15 protein-coding genes and 1 other RNA gene are annotated in these 22,289 nt (G+C 63.7%); 11 read left to right on the forward strand and 5 right to left on the reverse strand.

The annotated features are described in order from the left end of the window. Nucleotides 1–99 precede the first annotated feature (99 nt). Nucleotides 100–1,032: a transglycosylase SLT domain-containing protein gene (locus tag ACP7B7_RS23870; RefSeq protein WP_374694209.1), complete on the reverse strand. Its 933-nt coding sequence runs from the start codon at nucleotides 1,030–1,032 to the stop codon at nucleotides 100–102. A gap of 476 nt (nucleotides 1,033–1,508) precedes the next feature. On the opposite strand from ACP7B7_RS23870, the gene ubiD reads away from it, so the two are divergent. The 7 genes from ubiD to ACP7B7_RS23905 all read left to right on the forward strand — a co-directional run bounded on the left by ubiD (nucleotide 1,509) and on the right by ACP7B7_RS23905 (nucleotide 9,106). Further along, the gene (gene ubiD, locus ACP7B7_RS23875) at nucleotides 1,509–2,993 is read left to right on the forward strand and encodes a 4-hydroxy-3-polyprenylbenzoate decarboxylase (protein WP_426078353.1); all 1,485 of its coding nucleotides are present in this window, start codon (nucleotides 1,509–1,511) and stop codon (nucleotides 2,991–2,993) included. Between the two features lie 122 nt (nucleotides 2,994–3,115). Further along, nucleotides 3,116–3,214: signal recognition particle sRNA small type (gene ffs, locus ACP7B7_RS23880), an RNA gene on the forward strand. Between the two features lie 154 nt (nucleotides 3,215–3,368). Further along, nucleotides 3,369–5,633 (forward strand): DNA polymerase III subunit gamma/tau, encoded by a 2,265-nt coding sequence (locus tag ACP7B7_RS23885; protein WP_426078354.1) that lies wholly within the window; start codon nucleotides 3,369–3,371, stop codon nucleotides 5,631–5,633. Nucleotides 5,634–5,664: 31 nt separating this feature from the next. Further along, nucleotides 5,665–5,991, forward strand: a complete 327-nt coding sequence (locus ACP7B7_RS23890; RefSeq protein ID WP_034759121.1) for a YbaB/EbfC family nucleoid-associated protein — start codon at nucleotides 5,665–5,667, stop codon at nucleotides 5,989–5,991. Nucleotides 5,992–6,038: 47 nt separating this feature from the next. Then, the gene (recR, locus tag ACP7B7_RS23895) at nucleotides 6,039–6,629 is read left to right on the forward strand and encodes a recombination mediator RecR (RefSeq protein WP_308922353.1); all 591 of its coding nucleotides are present in this window, start codon (nucleotides 6,039–6,041) and stop codon (nucleotides 6,627–6,629) included. A gap of 3 nt (nucleotides 6,630–6,632) precedes the next feature. Further along, nucleotides 6,633–7,850 (forward strand): CaiB/BaiF CoA transferase family protein, encoded by a 1,218-nt coding sequence (locus ACP7B7_RS23900; protein WP_308922352.1) that lies wholly within the window; start codon nucleotides 6,633–6,635, stop codon nucleotides 7,848–7,850. A 119-nt stretch (nucleotides 7,851–7,969) separates the two neighbouring features. Continuing rightward, nucleotides 7,970–9,106: an esterase-like activity of phytase family protein gene (locus tag ACP7B7_RS23905; RefSeq protein ID WP_308922351.1), complete on the forward strand. Its 1,137-nt coding sequence runs from the start codon at nucleotides 7,970–7,972 to the stop codon at nucleotides 9,104–9,106. On the opposite strand, the gene ACP7B7_RS23910 is transcribed toward ACP7B7_RS23905, so the two are convergent. The 4 genes from ACP7B7_RS23910 to ACP7B7_RS23925 form a co-directional block, all read right to left on the reverse strand. Further along, nucleotides 9,075–11,237, reverse strand: coding sequence for a putative bifunctional diguanylate cyclase/phosphodiesterase (locus ACP7B7_RS23910; RefSeq protein ID WP_426078355.1), 2,163 nt, complete (start codon nucleotides 11,235–11,237; stop codon nucleotides 9,075–9,077). The genes ACP7B7_RS23905 and ACP7B7_RS23910 overlap by 32 nt on opposite strands. Before the next feature lies 1 nt (nucleotide 11,238). After that, the gene (locus tag ACP7B7_RS23915) at nucleotides 11,239–14,073 is read right to left on the reverse strand and encodes a response regulator (protein WP_426078357.1); all 2,835 of its coding nucleotides are present in this window, start codon (nucleotides 14,071–14,073) and stop codon (nucleotides 11,239–11,241) included. A gap of 264 nt (nucleotides 14,074–14,337) precedes the next feature. Next, the gene (locus ACP7B7_RS23920; protein WP_308922348.1) at nucleotides 14,338–14,538 is read right to left on the reverse strand and encodes a YbdD/YjiX family protein; all 201 of its coding nucleotides are present in this window, start codon (nucleotides 14,536–14,538) and stop codon (nucleotides 14,338–14,340) included. Further along, nucleotides 14,538–16,598: a carbon starvation CstA family protein gene (locus tag ACP7B7_RS23925; RefSeq protein ID WP_308922347.1), complete on the reverse strand. Its 2,061-nt coding sequence runs from the start codon at nucleotides 16,596–16,598 to the stop codon at nucleotides 14,538–14,540. The genes ACP7B7_RS23920 and ACP7B7_RS23925 overlap by 1 nt, the downstream gene beginning before the upstream one ends. A 243-nt stretch (nucleotides 16,599–16,841) precedes the next feature. On the opposite strand from ACP7B7_RS23925, the gene ACP7B7_RS23930 reads away from it, so the two are divergent. The 4 genes from ACP7B7_RS23930 (at nucleotide 16,842) to ACP7B7_RS23945 (ending at nucleotide 22,274) form a co-directional block, all read left to right on the forward strand. Continuing rightward, nucleotides 16,842–18,212, forward strand: coding sequence for a cache domain-containing protein (locus ACP7B7_RS23930; RefSeq protein WP_426078358.1), 1,371 nt, complete (start codon nucleotides 16,842–16,844; stop codon nucleotides 18,210–18,212). Nucleotides 18,213–18,224: 12 nt separating this feature from the next. After that, nucleotides 18,225–18,860, forward strand: a complete 636-nt coding sequence (locus tag ACP7B7_RS23935; RefSeq protein WP_308922345.1) for a response regulator transcription factor — start codon at nucleotides 18,225–18,227, stop codon at nucleotides 18,858–18,860. 197 nt (nucleotides 18,861–19,057) lie between these two features. Further along, a complete protein-coding gene (locus tag ACP7B7_RS23940; RefSeq protein ID WP_426078359.1) occupies nucleotides 19,058–20,242 on the forward strand; it encodes an EAL and HDOD domain-containing protein in 1,185 nt (394 codons plus the stop codon). Between the two features lies 1 nt (nucleotide 20,243). Next, on the forward strand, nucleotides 20,244–22,274 hold the full coding sequence (locus tag ACP7B7_RS23945) for a putative bifunctional diguanylate cyclase/phosphodiesterase (protein WP_426078360.1): 2,031 nt from the start codon (nucleotides 20,244–20,246) through the stop codon (nucleotides 22,272–22,274). Nucleotides 22,275–22,289: the final 15 nt, after the last annotated feature.

Below are 22,289 nucleotides of genomic sequence, written 5' to 3' on the forward strand. Positions count from 1 at the left end.
GCATGTCCGGCGGTTGATGCCGCAGGACATGAAAAAAGCCACCGTACGCAAGTACCGGTGGCTTTTTTACTGGAGGGCGCCAGGAGCGCCTTCAAGGGGTCACAGACCGGCGATCTCGTTGTGAGGTACTACTTTGATGGTAAGGCTGCCGGTTTCCGCGACAGGCATGGCTGTCGCGGCTTTGGCTGGCGCTGGCGTATTCGAGGCCATCACGGCATTGCTGGTCGGCACGCGCTGACCGGCCGACACTTGCTTCAGGCGCCGGTATTCGGCCAGCACGCGCGAGCCGTAGCCCGAATCGGTGGCGAAGTTGGCGGCGCCGACATAGGTTTTCAGGCCGGCTTCGACCGAACCGCCACGGGTGACGTAATCCTTCAGGATCAGCGAGCCGACGCGGATATTGGCGACCGGATTCAAGGCCGCTTGCACGCCGCCCATTTCCTGGAAGCGCTCATGATGGACTTTCGACATGACTTGCATCAGGCCTTGCGCGCCGACCGGGCTTTCCGCGAACGGGTTCAGGCCCGATTCGATGGCCATCACGGCCAGGATCAACAGCGGGTCGAGCTTGATTTCACGCGCCGTCAGATAGGCCGTCGAGACCAGCATATTGGTTGCGTCGTTGGCCACGCGGTAGCGCTTGGACAGCCAGGTGGTGACCCACTGCTGCTGCTTTTGCGTGCCCAGCAAGGCTTTTTCTTCCTTGGTGAGCGCGGTGTCGGCGGCTGTGACGGTCTGTACGGAAGCGGGCGCTGCCATCAGTGCCGACAGGGCCGGTGCTTCGACGGCTTGCGCTTCCGTCATTGGCAGCGGGAACAGGCTGTGCGTCAGTTGCTTGCCCAGGTCAGGGCGGAACATCAGCAAGGCGATCAGTGCAAGAGCGGAAATGCCGAACACGGTCAGTGTGTGCTGGGCGGTGGTCAGCACGCCACGTGCCGAGATTGCCGTTGCGCGCGCGCGCAAACGCGCCAACGCTGGCTGGCCAGCCACGGTTGAAACAGGCAAGGCTGCTTCAGTGCTACGATGAGTCATAGAGTTTCCCCGAAATGTCGCGTCAACAGGCAGTCCCTCCGCTGTCTCGCGGTGATGGGTGCTGCCAATGCCGTGCATCAGAAATATCATCGTCTGTCGCCGCGTATGGATGCGCGCGAGAGACGCCGTCATTGCTTGCTTGAGCTGATCGGTCCCTGTGGTATTGGATCAGTTGCAATACAACTTTTACCGGGGGTAAGGCAGACGCCTTTTGAAAACACTCCTTAAAATGTCATGTGGAGCCCCGACTCCGTGAATGAATGAGAGACGCTAAAATCAAGCTCTGGGCCGGCGTCCTCGTTCAAGTTGGGCGAATTGTAAGAGCCGTTTTATATCAAGTCAATACTAACGAATTCATTCTTTATTACTTTTATGTCTTACTTTTTGTCTTGCATTGTGCCAAAAGCCAATAAAATCAATTACTTGGCATAGTTCCTTCAGCAACGGCGTCCCACGTCAAAAAAATTTAAAAACACATGAAATATTCAGATTTGCGAGATTTTATTTCTCAGTTGCAACAAATGGACGAACTTAAGGCCATTTCGACGCCAGTTTCCCCCTATTTGGAGATGACGGAGGTCTGCGACCGCACTTTGCGCGCGGGCGGACCGGCCTTGCTGTTCAACCATCCGACCAACCATAACATGCCGGTGCTGGCCAATCTGTTCGGTACTCCACGCAGGGTGGCACTCGGCATGGGCGCCGAGGATGTCAGCGAATTGCGCAAGATCGGCCATGTGCTGGCGCGCCTGAAGGAGCCGGAGCCGCCTAAGGATTTCAAGGATCTGCTGGGCCTGGGTTCGCTGGTGAAATCGGTGTGGGACATGTCGCCGAAAGAACTGCGTGGCGCCAAGTGCCAGGAAATCGTCTGGGAAGGCAATGATGTCGACCTGGCGCGCCTGCCGATCCAGCATTGCTGGCCCGGCGATGTCGCGCCCCTGATAACCTGGGGCCTGGTGATCACCAAGGGTCCGAACAAGAAGCGCCAGAACCTGGGCATCTACCGCCAGCAGGTGTTGGGCCGTAACAAGGTCATTATGCGCTGGCTGGCGCACCGGGGCGGCGCGCTGGACTTCCGCGAACACGCGCTGCAGACCAAGGGCAAGCCGTATCCGATCGCCGTCGCGCTCGGCGCCGACCCCGCGACCATATTAGGAGCGGTGACGCCGGTGCCCGACAGCCTGTCCGAATACCAGTTCGCGGGCCTGCTGCGCGGCAGCCGCACGGAGCTGGTAAAAGCCATCGGCAGCGAACTGCGCGTGCCGGCCTCGGCCGAGATCGTGCTGGAAGGCCATATCTATCCTGACGCAAACCATCCGAGCGGCTACGAGCACGCGCTGGAAGGGCCGTATGGCGACCATACCGGCTACTATAATGAGCAGGACAGTTTTCCGGTATTTACCATCGACCGCATCACCATGCGGCGCGACCCGATCTACCACTCCACTTACACCGGCAAGCCGCCGGACGAGCCGGCCGTGCTGGGCCTGGCGCTGAACGAAGTGTTCGTGCCGCTGCTGCAAAAGCAGTTCAGCGAAATCACCGATTTCTATTTGCCGCCGGAAGGCTGCAGCTACCGCATGGCCGTGGTGCAGATCAAGAAGCAGTACGCGGGCCACGCCAAGCGCGTGATGTTCGGCGTGTGGAGCTTCCTGCGCCAGTTCATGTATACCAAGTTCATCGTGGTGGTCGACGAAGACGTCAATATCCGTGACTGGAAGGAGGTCATCTGGGCCATTACCACCCGCGTCGATCCGATCCGCGACACGACGCTGGTCGACAATACGCCGATCGACTACCTTGATTTTGCGTCGCCGATCAGCGGCCTGGGCAGCAAGATGGGCATCGATGCCACCAATAAATGGCCCGGTGAAACCACGCGCGAGTGGGGCACGGTGATCGCCATGACGCCGGAGGTCAAGGCCAGGGTGGATGGTATCTGGCAGGAACTGGGGCTGTAGAAGGGCTGGGGTCAGACCCTCAATGCCGCAAACTCTGAGGCTGGAGCGAACGGGCGAGGGGGGCTGACCCCGGATTTCAGCTTGCTTCCCCAATTGCCTCCAGACCGGTTATAATTACCCCCGGCGGGCCCCTGCGCATCGTGGCATGGCTAACCTGGTCAGGTCGGGAACGAAGCAGCCACGGCTATTAACCATGAGTGCCGCAGATCAGGCTCGCCTCCTTCGGGAAACAATCGCAAAGCTGCCCCAGGGCAGCTTTTTTGTTTTGGCGAGGGATTCTGGTCATGCGATACAATTGCCGCCTTGGCTGGCCCGGCCATGAGGCTTGCGCCCGCCGCGCAGGATCACCGCAACATCGCATGGTAAAATCTCAGCATGTCCTATCAAGTCCTCGCCCGTAAATACCGCCCCAAGAATTTCGAGACGCTCGTCGGCCAGGAGCACGTCGTGCGCGCGCTCACGCATGCGCTGCACAGTGGCCGCTTGCATCACGCCTATCTGTTCACGGGCACGCGCGGCGTCGGCAAGACCACCTTGTCGCGCATCCTGGCCAAGTCGCTCAATTGCATCGGCCCGGATGGCACGGGCGGCATCACGGCCCAGCCTTGCGGCCAGTGCGAAGCGTGCACGGCGATCGACGCGGGACGCTTCGTTGACTATATAGAGATGGATGCGGCGTCGAACCGCGGCGTCGATGAAATGGCGCAGCTGCTGGAGCAGGCGGTGTATGCGCCGAGCAATGCGCGCTTCAAGGTCTACATGATCGATGAGGTGCACATGCTGACCAATCATGCGTTCAATTCCATGCTGAAAACGCTGGAGGAGCCGCCGGAACACGTCAAATTCATCCTGGCCACCACCGACCCGCAAAAGATTCCCGTCACCGTGCTGTCACGCTGCCTGCAGTTCAACCTCAAGCAGATGCCGCCCGGCCATATCATCAGTCACCTCGACAATATCCTGGGTCAGGAGGGTATCGCCTTCGAACAGCCGGCCTTGCGCCTGCTGGCCCAGGGTGCGCACGGCTCCATGCGCGATGCCTTGTCGCTGACCGACCAGGCGATCGCCTATGCGGCCGGCGAAGTGACGCTCGATGCCGTGCAAGGCATGCTGGGCGCGCTCGACCAGTCCTACCTGGTGCGCCTGCTCGATGCGCTGGCGAAACAGGACGGTGCGGACTTGCTGGCCGTGGCCGACGAAATGGCCTCGCGCAGCCTGTCGTACAACAATGCGCTGCAAGACCTGGGCACCTTGCTGCACCGGATCGCGCTGGCGCAAAGCGTGCCGGCCGCCGTGCCGCAGGATTTGCCCGAATACGCCGACATCAATCGCCTGGCGTCGGCCTTTGACGCGCAGGAAGTGCAGCTGTTCTACCAGATCGCCGTGCATGGCCGCAATGAACTGGGCCTGGCGCCCGACGAATACGCGGGCTTTTCCATGACCTTGCTGCGCATGCTGGCGTTTCGCCCCGGCATGGGCGGCGCCGAAGGCTTGCCGGCCGCCGCGCCCGCCAGCGCCCCGGTTAACCGTCCGGCTGCTGTCGCCGCCGCGCGCGCCGCCGCCCAGCCTGCGCCTCCGGCACGGGCCGCCGCGCACAGCGTGGCCAGCCATGCCGCCGTGACGCCGACTCCGCCACCGGCGGTGGTAGCCGCCGCCGCCGCGACCATGGCGCGCAGCGAACCGCCACCGCCGCCCGCCGCCGCACCTGCCAACACACCGGCGCCGGCCGCCTCCGCCGCGCCGGTCAGCTCGGCCCGCGCCGCCATCAATGCGGCGCTGGAAGCGGCCCGCGCCGCATCGAAAGGCCGTCCGGGCAGCGCACCGTCGGCGCCGGCTTCGGCACCGAAAGCGCCGGCACCTGCACCAGCGCCGGTGGCCGCCGCGCCTGCCGCCCCCGCACCGGTGCGCGCCACGCCGCCAGCCCCGGCCGCCGCCAGGTCGCCCGCGCCGTGGGACGATAGCCCGGTCCCGGACGTGGCCGTGATCGAGGCGGCGCCCGTATCTGCGCCGCCACCGGCGCCCGCGCGCCAGGCGCCGCCGCCGCAATCCGAGCCTGACGACGACCTGCCGCCCTGGGTTACCGAATTTTCCGACGACAGCGCCTCGGCCGCCGTGCAGAGTGCGCCAGCCCAGGCCAGCGGCGAGCAGCCGGCCGTGGTGATGCCGCAGCGCGCGCCCAAGCAGGCCGCGCCCAGCGCGCCGTATGTGATCACGCCGGTGCCGGGCCTGGACTGGGACGGCAACTGGCCGGCCGTGGCGGCCGTGCTGCCGCTGCGCGGCGTGGCCCAGCAACTGGCCGTGCAAGCCGAGCTGATCGAATGCCTGCACGATGGCCACAGCACCACCTTCCGCCTGCGCGTGCCGATCGATACCTGGCGCAGCCCGGCCAACGTGGAAAAACTGGCGGCGGCCCTGGCCGAACGCTTTGGCCGCAAGGTCAATGTCGATACGGAATTGGGCGCCGTCTGGTACACGGCCAGCGCCGAAGCGCAGGCCCACCGCGAGGCCTGCCAGCGGCAAGCCGAAGAAACCATTGAAACCGACCCCTTTGTGCTCGATATGAAGCGTACATTCGACGCCTTCGTGGTGCCGGGGACGATTACACCTGCACCGGCCGGCACTGCGCCGACCCTGCATTGATTAACTTGATAAATAATACGGAGCATTTCCCATGATGAAAAATCAACTGGCTGGCCTGATGAAGCAGGCACAAGCAATGCAGGACAATATGAAAAAGGCCCAGGAACAACTGGCGCTGGTGGAAGTGGAAGGCCAGTCCGGCGCCGGCCTGGTAAAAATCGTCATGACCTGCAAGAACGACGTCAAGCGCGTGTCGATCGACCCGTCGCTGCTGGCCGATGACAAGGACATGCTGGAAGACCTGGTGGCCGCCGCCTTCAACGACGCCGTGCGCAAGGCCGAAGCGACCTCCGCCGAAAAAATGGCAGGCCTGACTGGCGGCATGAACTTGCCAGCCGGCTTCAAAATGCCATTCTGATGACCTGCCGCATGCGCCCGATCACCGCTGCCGGAGTGGACTGATCCATGTCCAAGTCGCTGGAATTCCTGACCGAGGCGCTGCGGCGCCTGCCCGGCGTCGGCCCCAAGTCGGCGCAGCGCATGGCGTTTCACTTGTTGCAGCACGACCGGGAAGGCGCGGCCATGCTGTCGCGCGCCCTGTTCCAGGCCGTCGATGCCGTGCATCACTGTGCCCTGTGCAACACTTTTACCGAACACGAGATTTGCGAGAACTGTCTCGACGACGACCGCGACAAGCGGCTGCTGTGCGTGGTGGAAACACCGGCCGACCAGCTGATGATCGAGCAGACCCTCACCTACAAGGGCCTGTATTTCGTGCTGATGGGGCGGCTTTCGCCGCTGGACGGCATCGGCCCGAAAGACATCCATCTTGAAAAACTGCTGGGCCGCGCGAACGATGGCGTGGTCACGGAAGTGGTGCTGGCCACCAATTTTACGAATGAAGGCGAAGCGACCGCCCATTACATCAGCGAAATGCTGAAGGCGCGCGGCTTGCGCGTCAGCCGCCTGGCGCGCGGCGTGCCGGTGGGCGGTGAACTGGAATATGTCGACGCGGGCACGATTGCGCGCGCGATGCTGGACCGCAGGGCAACCTAAGACATGGAAAAAACCACTTCCACCGGACCACTGGCCGGCATCAAGGTGCTGGAACTGGGCACCTTGATCGCCGGGCCATTCTGCGCCCGCATGCTGGCCGAATTCGGCGCCGATGTGATCAAGATCGAGTCGCCCGATGGCGGTGATCCGATCCGTTCCTGGCGCGTGCTGAAAGACGGCACCTCGCTGTGGTGGTCGGTGCAGGCGCGCAACAAGAAAAGCCTGACCCTGAACCTGAAGGCGCCCGAGGGCCGCGCCATCGCGCGCCAGCTGGCGCTGGAAGCGGACATCATCATCGAGAACTACCGCCCCGGCGTGCTGGAAAAGTGGGATCTCGGCTACGAGCAACTGAAGAAAGACAAACCCTCCCTGATCATGGTGCGCCTGTCCGGCTTCGGCCAGACGGGGCCGATGAAGGACTTGCCCGGCTTTGGCGCCATCGGCGAATCGATGGGCGGCCTGCGCTATGTGTCCGGCTTTGCCGACCGCCCACCCGTGCGCGTGGGCGTGTCAATCGGCGACTCGGTGGCGGCCCTGCATGGCGTGATCGGCGCCATGATGGCGCTGCGCCATCGCGACGTCACCGGTGGCAAGGAAAGCGGCGAAGGGCAGATGGTCGACGTGGCGCTGTATGAAGCCGTGTTCAACATGATGGAGTCGCTGGTGCCCGAATACGACCAGGCCGGCGTGGTGCGCGAACGCACGGGCGGCTCCTTGCCCGGCATCGTGCCGTCGAATACCTATACCACCGGCGACGGCGAGAATATCGTGATCGCAGGCAATGGCGACGCCATCTTCAAGCGATTGATGCTGGCCATGGGCCGCATCGACATGGCGGGCGACCCGCAACTGGCCCGCAACGATGGGCGCGTCGCGCGCACCGGGGAAATCGACGAGGCCATCGGCGCCTGGTGCGCCACCCATACCATCGATAGCGCAATGGCCGTGCTGAAGGCGGCCGATGTCCCCGCCGGCAAAATCTATTCCGTGCGCGACATGATGAGCGACCCGCAATTCCTGGCGCGCGACATGTTCGAACAGCACCAGTTCGCCGACGGCACCCCCGTCAAGCTGCCGGCCATCACGCCGAAGCTGTCGGCCACGCCGGGCAAGACGCAATGGCTGGGACCGACCCTGGGGCAGCACAACGACGAGGTGCTGGCGTCGCTGGGGTTTGATGCGGTGGCGATTGCCAGGCTCAAGGCTGATGGCGTGGTGTGACCAACGAAATGGTAGGTCGGATTAGCGCATGGCGCGTAATCCGACATTTACCGCCAACAATGTTGTCGGATTACGCGTGGCTACGCCACGCTAATTCGACCTACGCACTTAGGAATATCGTGAATTTTCTCCCCTTGCGCGCCATTTCCGCCGTGGCATCGGCCATCGTATTGCTCTCCGCCTGCGCCACGGTCTCCGCCGACAGTCCTATCACCAGCCTGCGCCTGATCGGCGAACAGCGCATCGCCTTGAAGCAGCCGTTCAATGGCACCCTGGTCGGCGGCCTGTCCGGCATCGACTACGATGCGGCCAGCGGCGACTGGGTGCTGGAAAGCGATGACCGCTCGGAATTCAATCCAGCCCGTTTCTACCGCGCCAGCCTGAACTACGACAGCAACGGTTTTTCCGGCGTGACCCTGAACAGCGTGCATTTCTTCAAGCAGGCCGCTGGCGGCAATTACCCGAACCTGGCGCACGCCAGGCTTGACCGTGGCGACCAGGTACCCGATATCGAAACCATCCGTGTCGATCCGGTCGATGGCAGCCTCTGGTATGGCAGCGAAGGCAACCGCAAGGTGGGCCTCGATCCGTTTGTCGCGCACGCCAGCCGCGACGGCCGGTTTCTGGCGACCTTGCCCACGCCCCCCATGTTCAAGGTCAGCCAGCAGGAACTCGGTTCGCGCAACAACATGACCTTCGAAGGGCTGTCGTTCTCAGCCGATGGCAACAGCCTGTGGCTGGGCATGGAAGCGCCTATCTACCAGGACGGCCCGCTGGCCACGCCCGAGCGCGGCTCCGTGGTGCGCATCACCCAACTGGACCGTGCAGGCAAGGTGCTGGCGCAATACGCGTATGATATCGAGCCGATCGCATCCACGCCGGCGCCGGGGCGCAATGCCGACAATGGCGTGTCGGAAATCCTGGCCATCGATGACCACCGCCTGCTGATCGTGGAACGGGCCGGCGTGGAGGATGCCGACGGCCTGTATGCGAATCATGTGCGTCTCTATGAAATGGATGTGGCCGGCGCCACCGATATCAAGGACCTGCCGGCACTGAAAGGGGCGCGGTACGTGCCGGCGCGCAAGCGCCTGCTGCTGGACCTGGAAAAGATCGGTTTGCCGCGCGTGGACAACCTGGAAGGCATCGCCTGGGGGCCGCGCCTGGCCAATGGCCGGCGCAGCCTGGTGATGGTGTCGGACGATAATTTCAACCCCCAGCAAGTCACGCAACTCCTCGTCTTCGAAGTCTTGTAACGCCAGCCGTGCTGGCGGGCGGGTGCGCCTGCCGGGCCAGCATGGCCGAGATCGCATCGTGCGGCGACGGGTGGCCCAGAAAGTAGCCCTGGGCCATGTCGCAGCCGTACTCTTCCAGCATCAGCAACTGCTCGTCCGTTTCCACGCCTTCGGCCACCACCACCATTTTCAGGCCATGCGCCATGGCGATGATGGCGCGCGTGATGGCCGCGTTTTCCGCATCCTGCGGCAGGCCGGCGATAAAGCTGCGGTCGATCTTCAAGGCCCGCACGTCGAAGCGTTTCAGGTAATTCATCGACGAATAGCCGGTGCCGAAGTCGTCGATCGACAGGTAGACGCCGATGCCGCGCAGTTGCTCCAGGGTCACCATGGTGGCGAGCGCGTCATCCATCAGCGTGCCTTCCGTCAATTCCAGTTCCAGCAGGCGCGCGTCCAGGCCCGTATCGGCCAGCGCCGACAGCACGATCTGCATCAGGTTTTCATCCTTGAACTGCTTGGCCGACAGGTTGACCGCCATCCGTATCGCCTGCTGGCCGCCACGCTGCCACGCCTTGGCCTGGCTGCAGGCGGTGCGCAGCACCCATTCGCCGATCGGCACGATCAGCCCGGTTTCCTCGGCCAGCGGGATGAATTCGGTGGGCGAGATAATGCCCCGTTCCGGATGGCGCCAGCGCACCAGCGCTTCCACGCCGACGATCTGGGTGGTGGGCACGTCGATCTGCGGCTGGTACAGCAAGTACAGCTCGTTGTTTTGCAGGGCTTTCCTCAGGCCCACTTCCATCTTGACGTGGCTCATGATTTCCATCGTCAGCGAAGAACTGTAGAGCTTGGCGTTGTTCTTGCCGCAGCTCTTGGCGTGGTACATGGCGGTGTCGGCATATTTCAGCAGGGAATTGCAGTCTTCGCCGTCTTCCGGATACAGCGAAATGCCGATGCTGGCGGTGACGAAGATTTCATGCGTGGCGATCATGAAGGGCCGGCGCATGGCTTCCTTGACCCGGTGCGCCACGTTCAGCGCGTCTTCCACCCGCTCCAGGTCGGGGATCAGGATGGTGAATTCGTCGCCGCCGAGGCGCGCCAGGTTGCTGCCGCCCGACTGGCCGTCGAGTTCATGCTCGGCGCGCAGCACCAGGTCGCTGGGGCGAATGGTTTCGCGCAGCCGTTCCGAGACGATTTTCAGCAGATGGTCGCCGACGTCATGGCCCAGGGTGTCATTGACGCGCTTGAAGGCATCGAGATCCATGAACAGCACGGCAAATTTCTTGTCGTGCTCTTTCGACCGCACCAGCTCGCGTTCCAGGGTTTCCAGGAATGCCTGCCGGTTCGGGATGCCCGTCAGGCTGTCGCAATAGGCCAGGCGCCGTATCTGTTCTTCCGTGCGCTTGCGTTCGCTGATATCGCGCACCAGGCCCAGCACTTCGTCGGGGCCGGTCGACACCAGCCGCGCCTCGAAGTGGCGCGTGCTGTCGGCATGCGTGAGCGTGTAGTCGACCGAGCGGATATGCTGGGTCGCCAGCACCTTGTGCATCTGGTCGACCAGGCGCGCGGCGATTTCCGCCGGCAGCACATCGCTGATATGGCTGCCGACGCAGTTCTCGATGGAAAAGCCGGCGCTGGCGTCGTGGCCCTGTTCGTAGTCGAGATAATAGCCGTCGCGGTTCAGGCGAAAGAAGGTGTCGGGAATCGCCGCCAGCACGGCGCGGTTGTGCGCGTCGGCAATGCGCAGGCGGGCGATGGCGTCGCTGGCGCGCAGCACGTAGAGCACGCGGTGGCCCAGGATCGGCCAGTTGATCGGCTTGGAAATGAAATCGGTGGCGCCCACCTCATAGGCGTGCGTGACGGCCTCGATTTCGTCGCCGCCGGTGACCATGATGATGGGCACGGTGACATTGCCTTCCTGGCGGCGGATTTCGCGGCACACGCCAAAGCCGTCCATGGCCGGCATGTCGACGTCGAGCATGACCAGGTCGGGACCCTTGAGCTTGTAGCTGGCCAGCGCCTGCACGCCGTCTTCGGCTTCGATCACGTCCAGGCCCACTTGCGTCAGCATTTGCCGCATCAGCAGGCGCATCACGGGGTCGTCGTCGGCCACCAGCACCAGGCCGCGTTTGGGAGAGATAGGCGCTGTCATGTCAATGTTCCTTCACGAGGAGTCTGCCCAAGGCGTCGCGCACCGCCAGGAATTGCTGATCCATGCTGTGCAGCAGCCTGGCCGCGCCGTCGGTGCTGCCGGCGCGACCCAGTTTTTCCATCTCCTTGCACTGCAGCGCCAGCGCGTCGGCGCCGACGTTGGCGCTGCCGGACTTGAGGCTGTGCGCCACCCTGCGCATGGCCTCGGTATCCTGCGCGGCAATCGCCACCCGCAAGCTGGCCAGCTGGCGCGGCGTGTCGCCGGTAAATGCGTTGATGACTTTTTCCAGCAAAACCTCACCTCCCGTGCCGGACAGGGCGCGGATATTGTCCAGCGCCTGCAGATTCAGTTCGGCCGACGGTTCCACCGCAGGCAAGCTCACCGCTTGCGGCCTGGCTGGCGGTGTATCGATGACCTCGTCCGCATGGTGCACGGTGGCCGCACGCGGCAGGGCGATCCAGCGCGCCAGGGTGTTGGCCAGTTCCTGCTGGGTAAAAGGTTTGCTCAGGTAATCATCCATGCCGGCCGCCAGGCACGATTCGCGATCGCCCTGCAGCGCGTTGGCGGTGATCGCCACGATCGGCAGCATGCGCGCGTGGCTGGCGTGCTGTTCATGGCGGCGGATTTCCGCGGTGGCCGCAAAGCCGTCCATCACCGGCATCTGGCAATCCATCAGCACCAGGTCGAACTCTTCGGCGCGGGCCGCGTGCAGCGCTTCCTCGCCGTTGTGGGCGCACACCACGTCCAGCCCCAGGCTGTCGAGCATGGCCAGCGCCACTTCGACATTGACGGGATTGTCTTCGGCCAGCAGCACGCGGCGCCGTTGCCGGCGGCTAGTTTGCCGGGCAGCATGCGGCGGATGGATGCGCAGGCTTTCGCTGGCGCGCGGCGCGGTGACGATGCAGTCGAACAGATCGCATTCGCGCGCCGGCTTGATCAGCTGGAAGGCGACCCCCGCTTCGCGCCGCTGGACCGGGTCGGCCGCGCCCCGTTCGGTACTGAGCAGCAGCAGTTTCAGTTCGGCCAGCTGCGGGTCGCTCTTGATGGTGGCGGCCAGCGCCAGGCCGCTGGTGCGTGGCAACTCCATGTCGAGCAGTACCACCGTGTAGGGCTGGCCGGCATCGACCGCGGCGCGCAGCCGGGCCAGGCAGTCGCCGGCCGAGCTGGCGCTGTCGCTGGCGATGTGCCAGCTGGCCATCTGGCGTTCAAGCACGGCGCGGCTGGCGGGTGTGTGATCGACGATCAAGGCGCGTATTCCTCGCGTGGTGTTCAGATTGAAAGATGGATCGTCGCTGTCGACGCGCCGCTTATCGAAATTTACGTCGAACCAGAAGATGGAGCCTTGCGTTAAAGCATTATCGACACCGATTTTCCCGCCCATCAGCTCCACCAGCTGCTTCGAGATGGTGAGGCCCAGGCCGGTGCCGCCATGCTTGCGCGTGGTGGAACCATCGGCCTGCGAAAACGAATCGAAGATGCGCGAGCGCGCCTCGCTGGACACGCCGATGCCCGTGTCGTGTACCTCGAAGCGCAGGCCCACGCTGGGGTTGTCTTCGCGGCACACTTCCACCTTGACCGTGACCTTGCCGGTTTCGGTGAACTTGATGGCGTTGCCCAGCAGGTTGACGATAATCTGGCGCAGGCGGTTCGGGTCGCCGCAGATGGCGATCGGAATATCGTTGGCGATATCGAATTCCAGGCGGATATTTTTCGCTTCCGCCTGCGGCGTGAACACATGTTCTATATCGTCGAGCAGCTCGCGGAAATTGAAGCGGATATATTCGACGCTGAGCTTGCCCGCCTCGATCTTGGAAAAGTCGAGGATGTCGTTGATGATCACCAGCAGATTCTGCCCGGACCGCTGTACCATGCTGGTGTAGTGGCGCTGCTGGGGCGTGAGCGCGCTGGCCAGCAGCAATTCCGTCATGCCCAGCACGCCATTCATGGGGGTGCGGATTTCATGGCTCATGGTGGCGAGAAACGCGCTTTTCGCCTGGCTGGCGGCCTCGGCCGCATCCTTGGCCTTTTCCAGCTGCTCGGTGCGCACGCTTACCTGGCGTTCGAGCTGGTCGCGGTAACTGGCCAGGGTGCTGTCGCGGCTGTCGATCTGCGCCAGCATGTCGTTGAAGCTGTCGATCAGCACGCCCAGCTCGTCGCTGCGCTGGTGGGCGATGCGGTGGCTGTAGGTCTGGCTGCTCGACACTTTTTTTGCAGTATCGATCAGCTTGGTAATCGGCTCGGCGATCAGGCTCTTGAAGCGCCCGGCCAGTATCAGCGCCACCAGGAACGACAGCATGGTGGCGCCGCTGATGGCGCCCAAGTGGCGCACGATATCGCGCCACATCTGGTACAGATCGGTTTCGATCATGATCGCGCCGACCACTTCGTCGTGGTGCAGCACGGGGCGGTACAGCCGCATCGAGCGCGCCAGCGCGGCGCGCGCACCGGGCGTCACGGGCGCGGCCAGCAGTTCGGACAAACGCTCCGGCGCCATCGCCTCGGCCGGTGCGCTTTCCAGCCGTGGCTGCGCGGCGCGATACACGGCAAACACCTTGCCGCGGCGGTCATACAGGGCCGCCTGCACGATCTCGTCGCGCGCCTGCAGGGCGGCCAGCAACTGCTGCGCCTGGCCAGTCTTGCCAGCGAGCATGGGCGCCGCGCCGGCCGCGCCGATCACGCCGGCCAGCGACAGCAACTGGCGGCTCTCGTCTTCCTTGTGGCTGAGCACGGCCGTGGCGGCAAACGCCACGAACACCAGCAGCAGCGCACTGCCGGAGGACAACACCGAGATCATGGTCAGTTTCTGGCTGATGCTGGCGCGTTGAAAGTTGAACATGGGACGGACATCCTCCGGGCGATATTGCTATTTTTTAATTAATTCCCATGGGAAAAATATAAGCGTGATGGCTGACCCGGATGTTGATGTGGGTCTAAAGATAGGGAAGGGGACAGAGGGGAGGGGAACCAAATAAAAAGACGTAGGTCGGGTTAGCGGGGCCGCCGAGGCGCGCAGCGCGTAACCCGACAACATCGTTGTCTTGAGCCGGTGGTGATGTCGGATTACGCGTTCGCTAATCCGACCTACGGTCCAGGGAAGAGATCAGCAACAACCGCCGCGCTTGCCAGCGCCGCCGTAGCGCGCTTCCTGGCGTTCGCGGAAGAATTCCTCGTACGTCATCATCGGCTCGCCGGGATGGGTGATTTCCCGGTGCGCCACATAGGTATCGTACTCGGGCAGGCCGCACATCAGCCGCATGCTTTGCCCGAGATAGCGGCCTGCCTTGAGGATTTCATCGATCATTATGGCACCGTCGGCATGGCCTGGTACGGCGTTTCCCTGGTGCTGGGCTTGCTGTCGGCGCGCGCCTTCAGGATGGTGCGGATGCCGAAGAACAGCACGCTGATCACCACGATCACGAAGAAGCCGGCCAGGCCCGCGTCCAGGTAGTCGTTGAAGATGATCTGCTGCATCTGCGCCACCGACTTGGCCGGCGCCAGCAACTGACCCGCATCGAGCGCCGCCGAGTACTTGTCGGCATGGGCCAGGAAACCGACGCGCGGATTGGCGTCGAAAATCTTTTGCCAGCCGGCCGTCAGGGTGCACAGCAGCAGCCAGATGGTGGGCGTAATCGTTACCCATGCGTACTGGCCGCGCTTCATCTTGAACAGCACGCAGGTACCGAGGATCAGCGCAATCGCCGCCAGCATCTGGTTGGCGATGCCGAACAGCGGCCACAAGGTGTTGATGCCGCCCAGCGGATCGACCACGCCCTGGTACAGGAAGTAGCCCCAGGCCGCCACGCACAGGCCCGTGGCCAGCAGGTTGGCGATCACGTTTTCCGTCTGTTTCAGCGCTGGCACGAAACTGCCCAGCAAGTCCTGCAGCATGAAGCGGCCGGCGCGGGTGCCCGCGTCGACGGCGGTCAGGATGAACAGCGCTTCGAACAGGATGGCGAAGTGGTACCAGAACGCCATCATGGCCTTGCCGCCGATGGCGCCGGACAGAATCTGCGCCATGCCGACCGCCAGGGTCGGTGCGCCGCCGGCGCGCGAGATAATGGTGTGCTCGCCCACGTCCTTGGCCGTTTGCGTCAGCATTTCAGGCGTCACATAAAAGCCCCATTGCGAGATCGCCTGCGCGGCCGACTCGGCGGTGGTGCCGATCAGCGCGGCCGGGCTGTTCATGGCGAAATAGATGCCCGGCTCGATGGTCGAGGCGGCCACCAGGGCCATGATGGCGACAAACGATTCCATCAGCATGGCGCCATAGCCGATAAAGCGGGCATGGCTTTCGTTTTCAATCATCTTCGGCGTGGTGCCCGACGAAATCAGGGCATGGAAGCCGGACACGGCGCCGCAAGCAATCGTGATGAACAGGAAGGGGAACAGATTGCCCGACCAGACCGGGCCGGAGCCGTCGATGAACTTGGTCATGGCCGGCATTTTCAGGTAAGGCGCGACGACGATGATGCCGACCGCCAGGCCGACGATGGTGCCGATTTTCAGGAAAGTGGACAGGTAATCGCGCGGCGCCAGCAGCAGCCACACGGGCAGCACGGAAGCGACAAAGCCATAGCCGATCAGCATCCAGGTCAGCTCGGTGCCCGTAAAGGTGAACATGGCGCCCAGCACGGCGTGTTCCTGCACATACTGGCCGCCGATAATGGCCAGCATCAGCAAGATGAAACCGATGATCGACACTTCGCCGATACGGCCCACGCGGATAAAGCGCGAGTACACGCCCATGAACAGGGCGATCGGTATCGTCGCCATCACGGTAAAGCTGCCCCATGGCGAGCCGGTCAGGGCCTTGACGACGATCAGGGCCAGCACGGCCAAAATAATCACCATGATCATGAAGCAACCCAAGAGGGCGATCATGCCGGGAATCTCGCCCAGCTCGGCCTTGATCAGGTCGCCCAGCGAGCGGCCGTCGCGGCGCATGGAAATGAACAGCACGATAAAGTCCTGCACCGCGCCGGCAAACACCACGCCGGCCAGGATCCACAGCATGCCGGGCAGGTAGCCCATTTGCGCGGCCAGCACCGGGCCGACCAGCGGGCCGGCGCCGGCAATCGCCGCGAAATGGTGGCCAAACAGCACGTATTTATTGGTGGGAACGTGGTCCAGGCCATCGTTGTGCTTGAAGGCCGGGGTCATGCGGCGCGCGTCCAGGCCGAGGACCTTGTCGGCGATAAACAGGCTGTAGAAACGGTAGGCGATCAGATAGACGCAGACGGCGGCGATCACGATCCAGATGGCGCTGATCGGTTCGCCGCGTTGCAGGGCGACCACGCCCAGTGACGCCGCGCCGGCCAGCGCAAGCGCTGCCCAGCCGAGCTGTTTGAAAATGCGGTTCATGCTTCCTCCAGAAATTTGACGGGCGCTGCACCCTGTATTGGTTACCCTGTCGTGCCCTGGTCGTTGCCAGTTTGTTCAGTATGCGCAGCTTATGCCGAGTATTCACCAACCGTATAATGCTGGCAAGCGCAGCACTACGCAGTAACGCTCAGTATTACTACGCAGGCCGGGCGGCAGGCAGCCGCGTAAAATCGCAGTCTCGACGCTTCAATCCACTACCATCCACCACCATTGCGCCAGGTCATGAAACTACGACAGAAAGTCATCTTCCTGGCCATCACGCCGCTGATCCTGGCCATGTGCGCGATCGCCTTTGCCGTGCGCCACCAGGCCTTGATCCTGGCCGAGCAGCAGCGCGCCACCATCGAGCAGGCCTACCTGGCCAGCAAGGAGTCGGAACTGCGGCACTATGTGACCCTGGCCAGCCACTCGATTGCCAAGCTGGTCAAGTCGGGCCGCAAGGATGCCGCCACGCAAGAGGAGGCCAAGCGCATCCTGGCCGCGCTCAGCTATGGCGACGACGGCTATTTCTTTATCTACGATTTGCAAGGCAATTCGCTGATGCATCCGCGCCAGCCCGAGCTGGTGGGGCAGAATTTGTGGGAGCTGCGCGACGCGGACGGCAATCTCACCATCCAGCGCCTGCTGCAGCGCGCCCGCAACGGCGGCGGCTTCGAGCGCTACAACTGGGTCAAGCCGTCCAGCAATAAGTCGGCGCCCAAGCTGGGCTATGTGATCCTGATGCCGGAATGGGGCTGGATGATGGGCACCGGCATCTATATGGACGATGTGGACCAGGCGCTGGCCAAGGTCGGCGCCCAGCAGTTCGCCAATATCCGCTCGACCATGCTGTGGATCGCGGCCATTGCCATTCTCGGTGCGCTGGTGGTGGCCGGCTGCGGCCTGGTGCTCAATATCCGCGAACTGCGCGTGGCCGACGCCAAGCTGAAAGTGCTGGCGCAGCGGGTGGTCGAGTCGCAGGAAGAGGAGCGGGCGCGGCTGTCGCGCGATCTGCATGACGGCATCAGCCAGTGGCTGGTGTCGATCAAGCTGCAGATCGAGGCCGGCATCGCGCGCCTGGCCGGCAATGCGGAGCAGCAAGCCCGTGCGCCGGCCACGTTCGAACGGGCCGCCGAGCAGCTGAACAAGGTGCTGGGCGAAGTGCGCCGCATTTCGCACAACCTGCGCCCGGCCATCCTCGACGACCTGGGCCTGGGCGCCGCGCTCGACCACCTGGTGCACGAATACAATGACAGCAGCAGCGCCCAGGCCAGCTTTGCGGCCAGCCCGGCCGGTGCTGGCGAAGGCTTGCCCGACATGGTCAATACGGTGCTGTTCCGTATCGCCCAGGAAGCGCTGACCAACAGCGAGCGCCATGCCAACGCCAGCGAAGTGCTGGTCGGCCTGCGCGAAGCACATGGCGTGGTCGAGCTGCGCATCGAGGACAATGGCGGTGGTTTCGACGCCGACGGCATCGCCCTGCACCCGCAGCGCGGCATCGGCCTGCGCAACATGACGGAACGCATGGAAGCCATCGGCGGCAGCCTGCATATCGCCTCGGCGCCCGGCGGCACGGTGGTGCTGGCGCGCCTGCCCTTCAATCCACAACGATGACTGAACAGACTCATGACTGAAACCATACGCATTTTGCTGGTCGACGACCATCCGCTGGTGCGCGACGGCTTGCGCGCGCGCCTGGAGGCGGTGCCGCATTTCGACGTGGTGGCCGAGGCCGGCGGCGCGGACGAAGCGCTGCAGCAGGCGCGCGCGCACCAGGTGGACCTGGTGCTGATGGACATCAATATGCGCGGCACCAATGGCATCGAAGCGACCGGCCTGTTCAAGCAGGCGTTTCCGCAGATCGCCGTGCTGATCCTGTCCATGCACGACAAGCTCGAATACGTGTCGCAGGCGATTGCCGCCGGCGCGCGCGGCTACGTGCTGAAAGATGCGCCCGGCAAGGATATCGTCTTCGCCATCGAGACGGTGATGTCCGGCGGTATTTATTACAGCGCGGCGCTGGCCAGGCAGCTGTCACGCCCGCAAGTGCAAGACACTTTTTTGACCCTGCGCGAACAGCAGGTGCTGCAGCATATCGCGGGCGGCCAGTCGAACAAGCAGATCGCGCGCGACCTGGACCTGAGCGTGCGCACGGTGGAGACCCACCGCCTGAACATCAAGCGCAAGCTGGGCATCGAAGGACAGGCCGAACTGATCAAATACGCGGTCGAGCACGCGCAATTCGATGCCGGCGCGGCGTGACGGGCGCCGTGGACGTGCGAGGTTAGTTTCTTGGTGGAATGTTTTTTTTGAACATTTATTGCCAATATTAAACTGTTGTGCGCGTGAGATTCGGATAGAATGATTCTTGCTGTCGAACTGTCATGCCCGCTTTGGCCAGCTTGCCGGCGATACCAGGTTTATTGACTATTTTTGCCTTACCCCCTACGAGATGATCGATGTCAACGTCTGAATCAAACCTGTTTCCTTTGGTGGGATTACAAGCAGTTGCCAACGCGCATAACGAATGGGTGGCGGTCAGCTTTCATGTTCCGCAGCAAACGGGCGCACTGCTGGCCGCGCTGGCGGTGGCCGATGTCTACGCCCACCTGGCGCCGCTCGATTGCATCATTCCCGTCAGCGACCCGCATGGCGCGGACGAAGCCTTGCTGTCCCAGCTCCTGCCGCACCTCGTGCCACAGCGCACCATCTTCCGTTTGCCCGCCGCCGTGGCCGCGAATAAACAAGTCCAGAAAACCTGCTTGCAGTGGCGCGAAGCCGGCTACCGCATCGTGCTCGACGGCCCGGGCGCCGGTCCCGTCACGGCAGCGTATGTCGACGCGCGCGCGCTGGGCATCGATGCGGCCGGCGAACTGCCGGGCCTGCATCAACTGATGAGCTTGCCCGGTCCCCACCTGGCCTACAATATTGCCGATGCCGACAGCCTGGCCGCCGTGACGGCGCTGGGCGCCAGCTGGTTTGCCGGCGACTATGCGCTGCGCAGCGCGCGCCGCCACAGCGAAGCGGAAGAGGGCACTTCGCGCCGCCGCCTGCTGGCGCTGCTGGGCCTGCTGGCGCGCGACGCCGACGTGCAGGAACTGGAAGTGCCGCTCAAGCAGGACCCGGCGCTGGCCTATCATTTGCTCAAACTGGTCAACTCGGCCGCCTTCGGTTTCACGGCCCCCATCACCAGTTTCAACCAGGCCATCACCCTGCTGGGCCGGCGCCAGCTGCAGCGCTGGCTGCAATTGCTGCTGTATGCGCGCCAGCAGGACGATGGCAAGATCAATCCGCTGCTGCCGCTGGCGGCCGTGCGCGCGGCGCAGATGGAGTCGCTGTGCCAGTTGCGCGGCGGCGACCGCGCGGCGCAGGACCTGGCCTTCATGACCGGCGTGTTTTCCCTGCTCGACACCTTGCTGGGCATGGACATGCCCGACATTATCGCCACCCTGAACCTGGACCTGGCCGTCAGCGGCGCCTTGCTGGACCGCAGCGGCGAACTGGGCGCCATGCTGGCGCTGGCCGAAAGCGGTACCACGCCGCCAGCCGCCAGCCTGGCGCGCGCCGGCATCGACGGTGAAACATATTGGCGCAGCCTGCTGCAAGCCTACCAGTGGGCCATCACGGTCAGCCGGAACATCTAGCATGACCATGCTGCCGGTGTCGGACTCTCTCAGCGACAGCGCCGCCCTGTGCGACGCCGTGGTACGCCTGCGCGGCGCGGCCCTGGTGACGGAACTGGGCCGCATCGCCGGCAGCGTGATGGCCAGCGCGCACGGCGAGTTCCTGCCGTCGGCCAGCGGCGACACGCTGATCGCCCATGCGGACTCAGGACTGCTGCAGGAAATCAGTTTCGACGGCCATTGCTTCGGCCACTACCGGGTGGCCGGCAAGCATCGCTATGACGACACCGACCGCCGCCAGCTGTCCAGCCTGGCGTCATTGACGGCCGGCGTGCTGCAGGTGCATTCCCTGGCGCAACGCTCCACGCACGCGTTTGCGCAGGTGGAAGCCCTGCTGGCACAGCAGACGCAGATCCTCGACCAGCTGCACGAATCGGTGCTGACGATGGACCTGACCGGCTACATCACCAGCTGGAACAAGGGCGCCGAACGGCTGTTCGGCTACTCGTCGGTGGAAGCGGTAGGGCGCAACATCCTGTTTTTATATGACGACGAAGACACCGGTTTCCACGACGCCTTCCTGGAGCAGGGCGGGCGCCTGATGGAAGTGCGGCGCCGCAAAAAATCCGGCGAGATCTTCTGGGCCAGCCTGTCGCTGTCGCCGCTGCGCGATTTGGACGAGCGCCCGGTCGGCCTGATCGCCTACCTGACCGACATCACCGAACGCAAGCTGGCCGAAGAGCGGCTGCACCACCTGGCCTATTACGACGCGCTGACCAGCCTGCCGAACCGCACCCTGCTGACCAAGCTGGTGGACCAGGCCCTCTCCGTGGCCCAGCGCAGCAAGATGCTCGGCTGCATGCTGTTCATCGACCTGAACCGTTTCAAGCTGATCAACGACACCTTGGGCCGGCGCGTCGGCGACGAACTGCTGCGCCAGGTCTCCGTGCGTTTCCGCCAGGTACTGCGCGACCAGGACCTGGTGGCCCGCCTGAGCGGCGATGAATTCGCCGTCGGCCTGTTCGACATCAGCCAGCATTTCGAAGCGAGCACGGTGGCGCAAAAGTTGCTGGCCTCGCTGGTGGAACCCTTCCTGATCGAAGGCCACGACCTGCGTGTGGGCGCCAGCATCGGCATCAGCGTCTACCCGCAAGACGGCCACGACGCCGAAACCCTGCTGCGCCTGGCCGACATCGCCATGTACCGCGCCAAGCAGGACGGCGGCGGCGACGCCGAAAGCGTGGCCTTCTACAGCCAGGACATGAACCTGGGCATGCAAGCGCGCATGCGCCTGGAAACCGGCCTGCGCCACGCCCTGGCCGAACACCAATTGCTGCTGCACTACCAGCCGAAATACGAGCTCGGCAGCGGCCGCATGATCGGCGCCGAAGCCCTGGTCCGCTGGCGCCACCCCGTGCACGGCATGATCCCGCCCGCCGACTTCATCCCTTTGGCCGAATCGACCGGCCTGGTGGTGCAAGTGGGCGAATGGGTACTGGAAGCGGCCTGCGCCCAGGCGCAAGCATGGAAACAGGCCGGCCTGCCACCGATCCGCATTGCGGTGAACGTATCCGCCCGCGAATTCACTTCGGCCCTGCCGACACGAGTCGCGGCCATGCTGGAACGCTACGGCCTGGAAGCGGCCTGGCTGGAACTGGAAATCACCGAAAGCACCCTGATGCACAACATCGAGCGCGTGATCGGCATCATGGACCGCATCACCGCGCTGGGCGTGGCGCTATCGCTGGACGACTTCGGCACCGGCTATTCCAGCCTGTCGTACCTGAAACGCTTCCCGATCGACACATTAAAGATCGACCGATCCTTCACCACCGGCATTCCGTCGGACGCCAGCGACTGCGCGATTGCCACCACCATCATCAGCATCGCCCAGCAACTGCACCACAAGGTGATCGCGGAAGGCGTGGAAACGGCCGAGCAGATGGCCTTCCTGAAGAGTTCGGGCTGCGACGAAGTGCAAGGCTACCTGTTCTCGCGCCCGCTGGCGGCGGAAGACTTCGAGCGCGTGTTGCGGCTGAACTGGAACTTGTAAACATCCCGGCAACAA

Source organism: Janthinobacterium sp. PSPC3-1, assembly GCF_049896105.1.
Taxonomy (GTDB): Bacteria; Pseudomonadota; Gammaproteobacteria; order Burkholderiales; family Burkholderiaceae_D; genus Janthinobacterium.

Excerpts from the sequence above, each read along its gene's own strand:
- ACP7B7_RS23870 (WP_374694209.1), bottom strand. The coding sequence starts at position 1,032 with ATGACTCATCGTAGCACTGAAGCAGCCTTGCCTGTTTCAACCGTGGCT.
- ubiD (WP_426078353.1), top strand. The coding sequence starts at position 1,509 with ATGAAATATTCAGATTTGCGAGATTTTATTTCTCAGTTGCAACAAATG.
- ACP7B7_RS23885 (WP_426078354.1), top strand. The coding sequence starts at position 3,369 with ATGTCCTATCAAGTCCTCGCCCGTAAATACCGCCCCAAGAATTTCGAG.
- ACP7B7_RS23890 (WP_034759121.1), top strand. The coding sequence starts at position 5,665 with ATGATGAAAAATCAACTGGCTGGCCTGATGAAGCAGGCACAAGCAATG.
- recR (WP_308922353.1), top strand. The coding sequence starts at position 6,039 with ATGTCCAAGTCGCTGGAATTCCTGACCGAGGCGCTGCGGCGCCTGCCC.
- ACP7B7_RS23900 (WP_308922352.1), top strand. The coding sequence starts at position 6,633 with ATGGAAAAAACCACTTCCACCGGACCACTGGCCGGCATCAAGGTGCTG.
- ACP7B7_RS23910 (WP_426078355.1), bottom strand. The coding sequence starts at position 11,237 with ATGACAGCGCCTATCTCTCCCAAACGCGGCCTGGTGCTGGTGGCCGAC.
- ACP7B7_RS23915 (WP_426078357.1), bottom strand. The coding sequence starts at position 14,073 with ATGTTCAACTTTCAACGCGCCAGCATCAGCCAGAAACTGACCATGATC.
- ACP7B7_RS23920 (WP_308922348.1), bottom strand. The coding sequence starts at position 14,538 with ATGATCGATGAAATCCTCAAGGCAGGCCGCTATCTCGGGCAAAGCATG.
- ACP7B7_RS23925 (WP_308922347.1), bottom strand. The coding sequence starts at position 16,598 with ATGAACCGCATTTTCAAACAGCTCGGCTGGGCAGCGCTTGCGCTGGCC.
- ACP7B7_RS23930 (WP_426078358.1), top strand. The coding sequence starts at position 16,842 with ATGAAACTACGACAGAAAGTCATCTTCCTGGCCATCACGCCGCTGATC.
- ACP7B7_RS23935 (WP_308922345.1), top strand. The coding sequence starts at position 18,225 with ATGACTGAAACCATACGCATTTTGCTGGTCGACGACCATCCGCTGGTG.
- ACP7B7_RS23940 (WP_426078359.1), top strand. The coding sequence starts at position 19,058 with ATGTCAACGTCTGAATCAAACCTGTTTCCTTTGGTGGGATTACAAGCA.
- ACP7B7_RS23945 (WP_426078360.1), top strand. The coding sequence starts at position 20,244 with ATGACCATGCTGCCGGTGTCGGACTCTCTCAGCGACAGCGCCGCCCTG.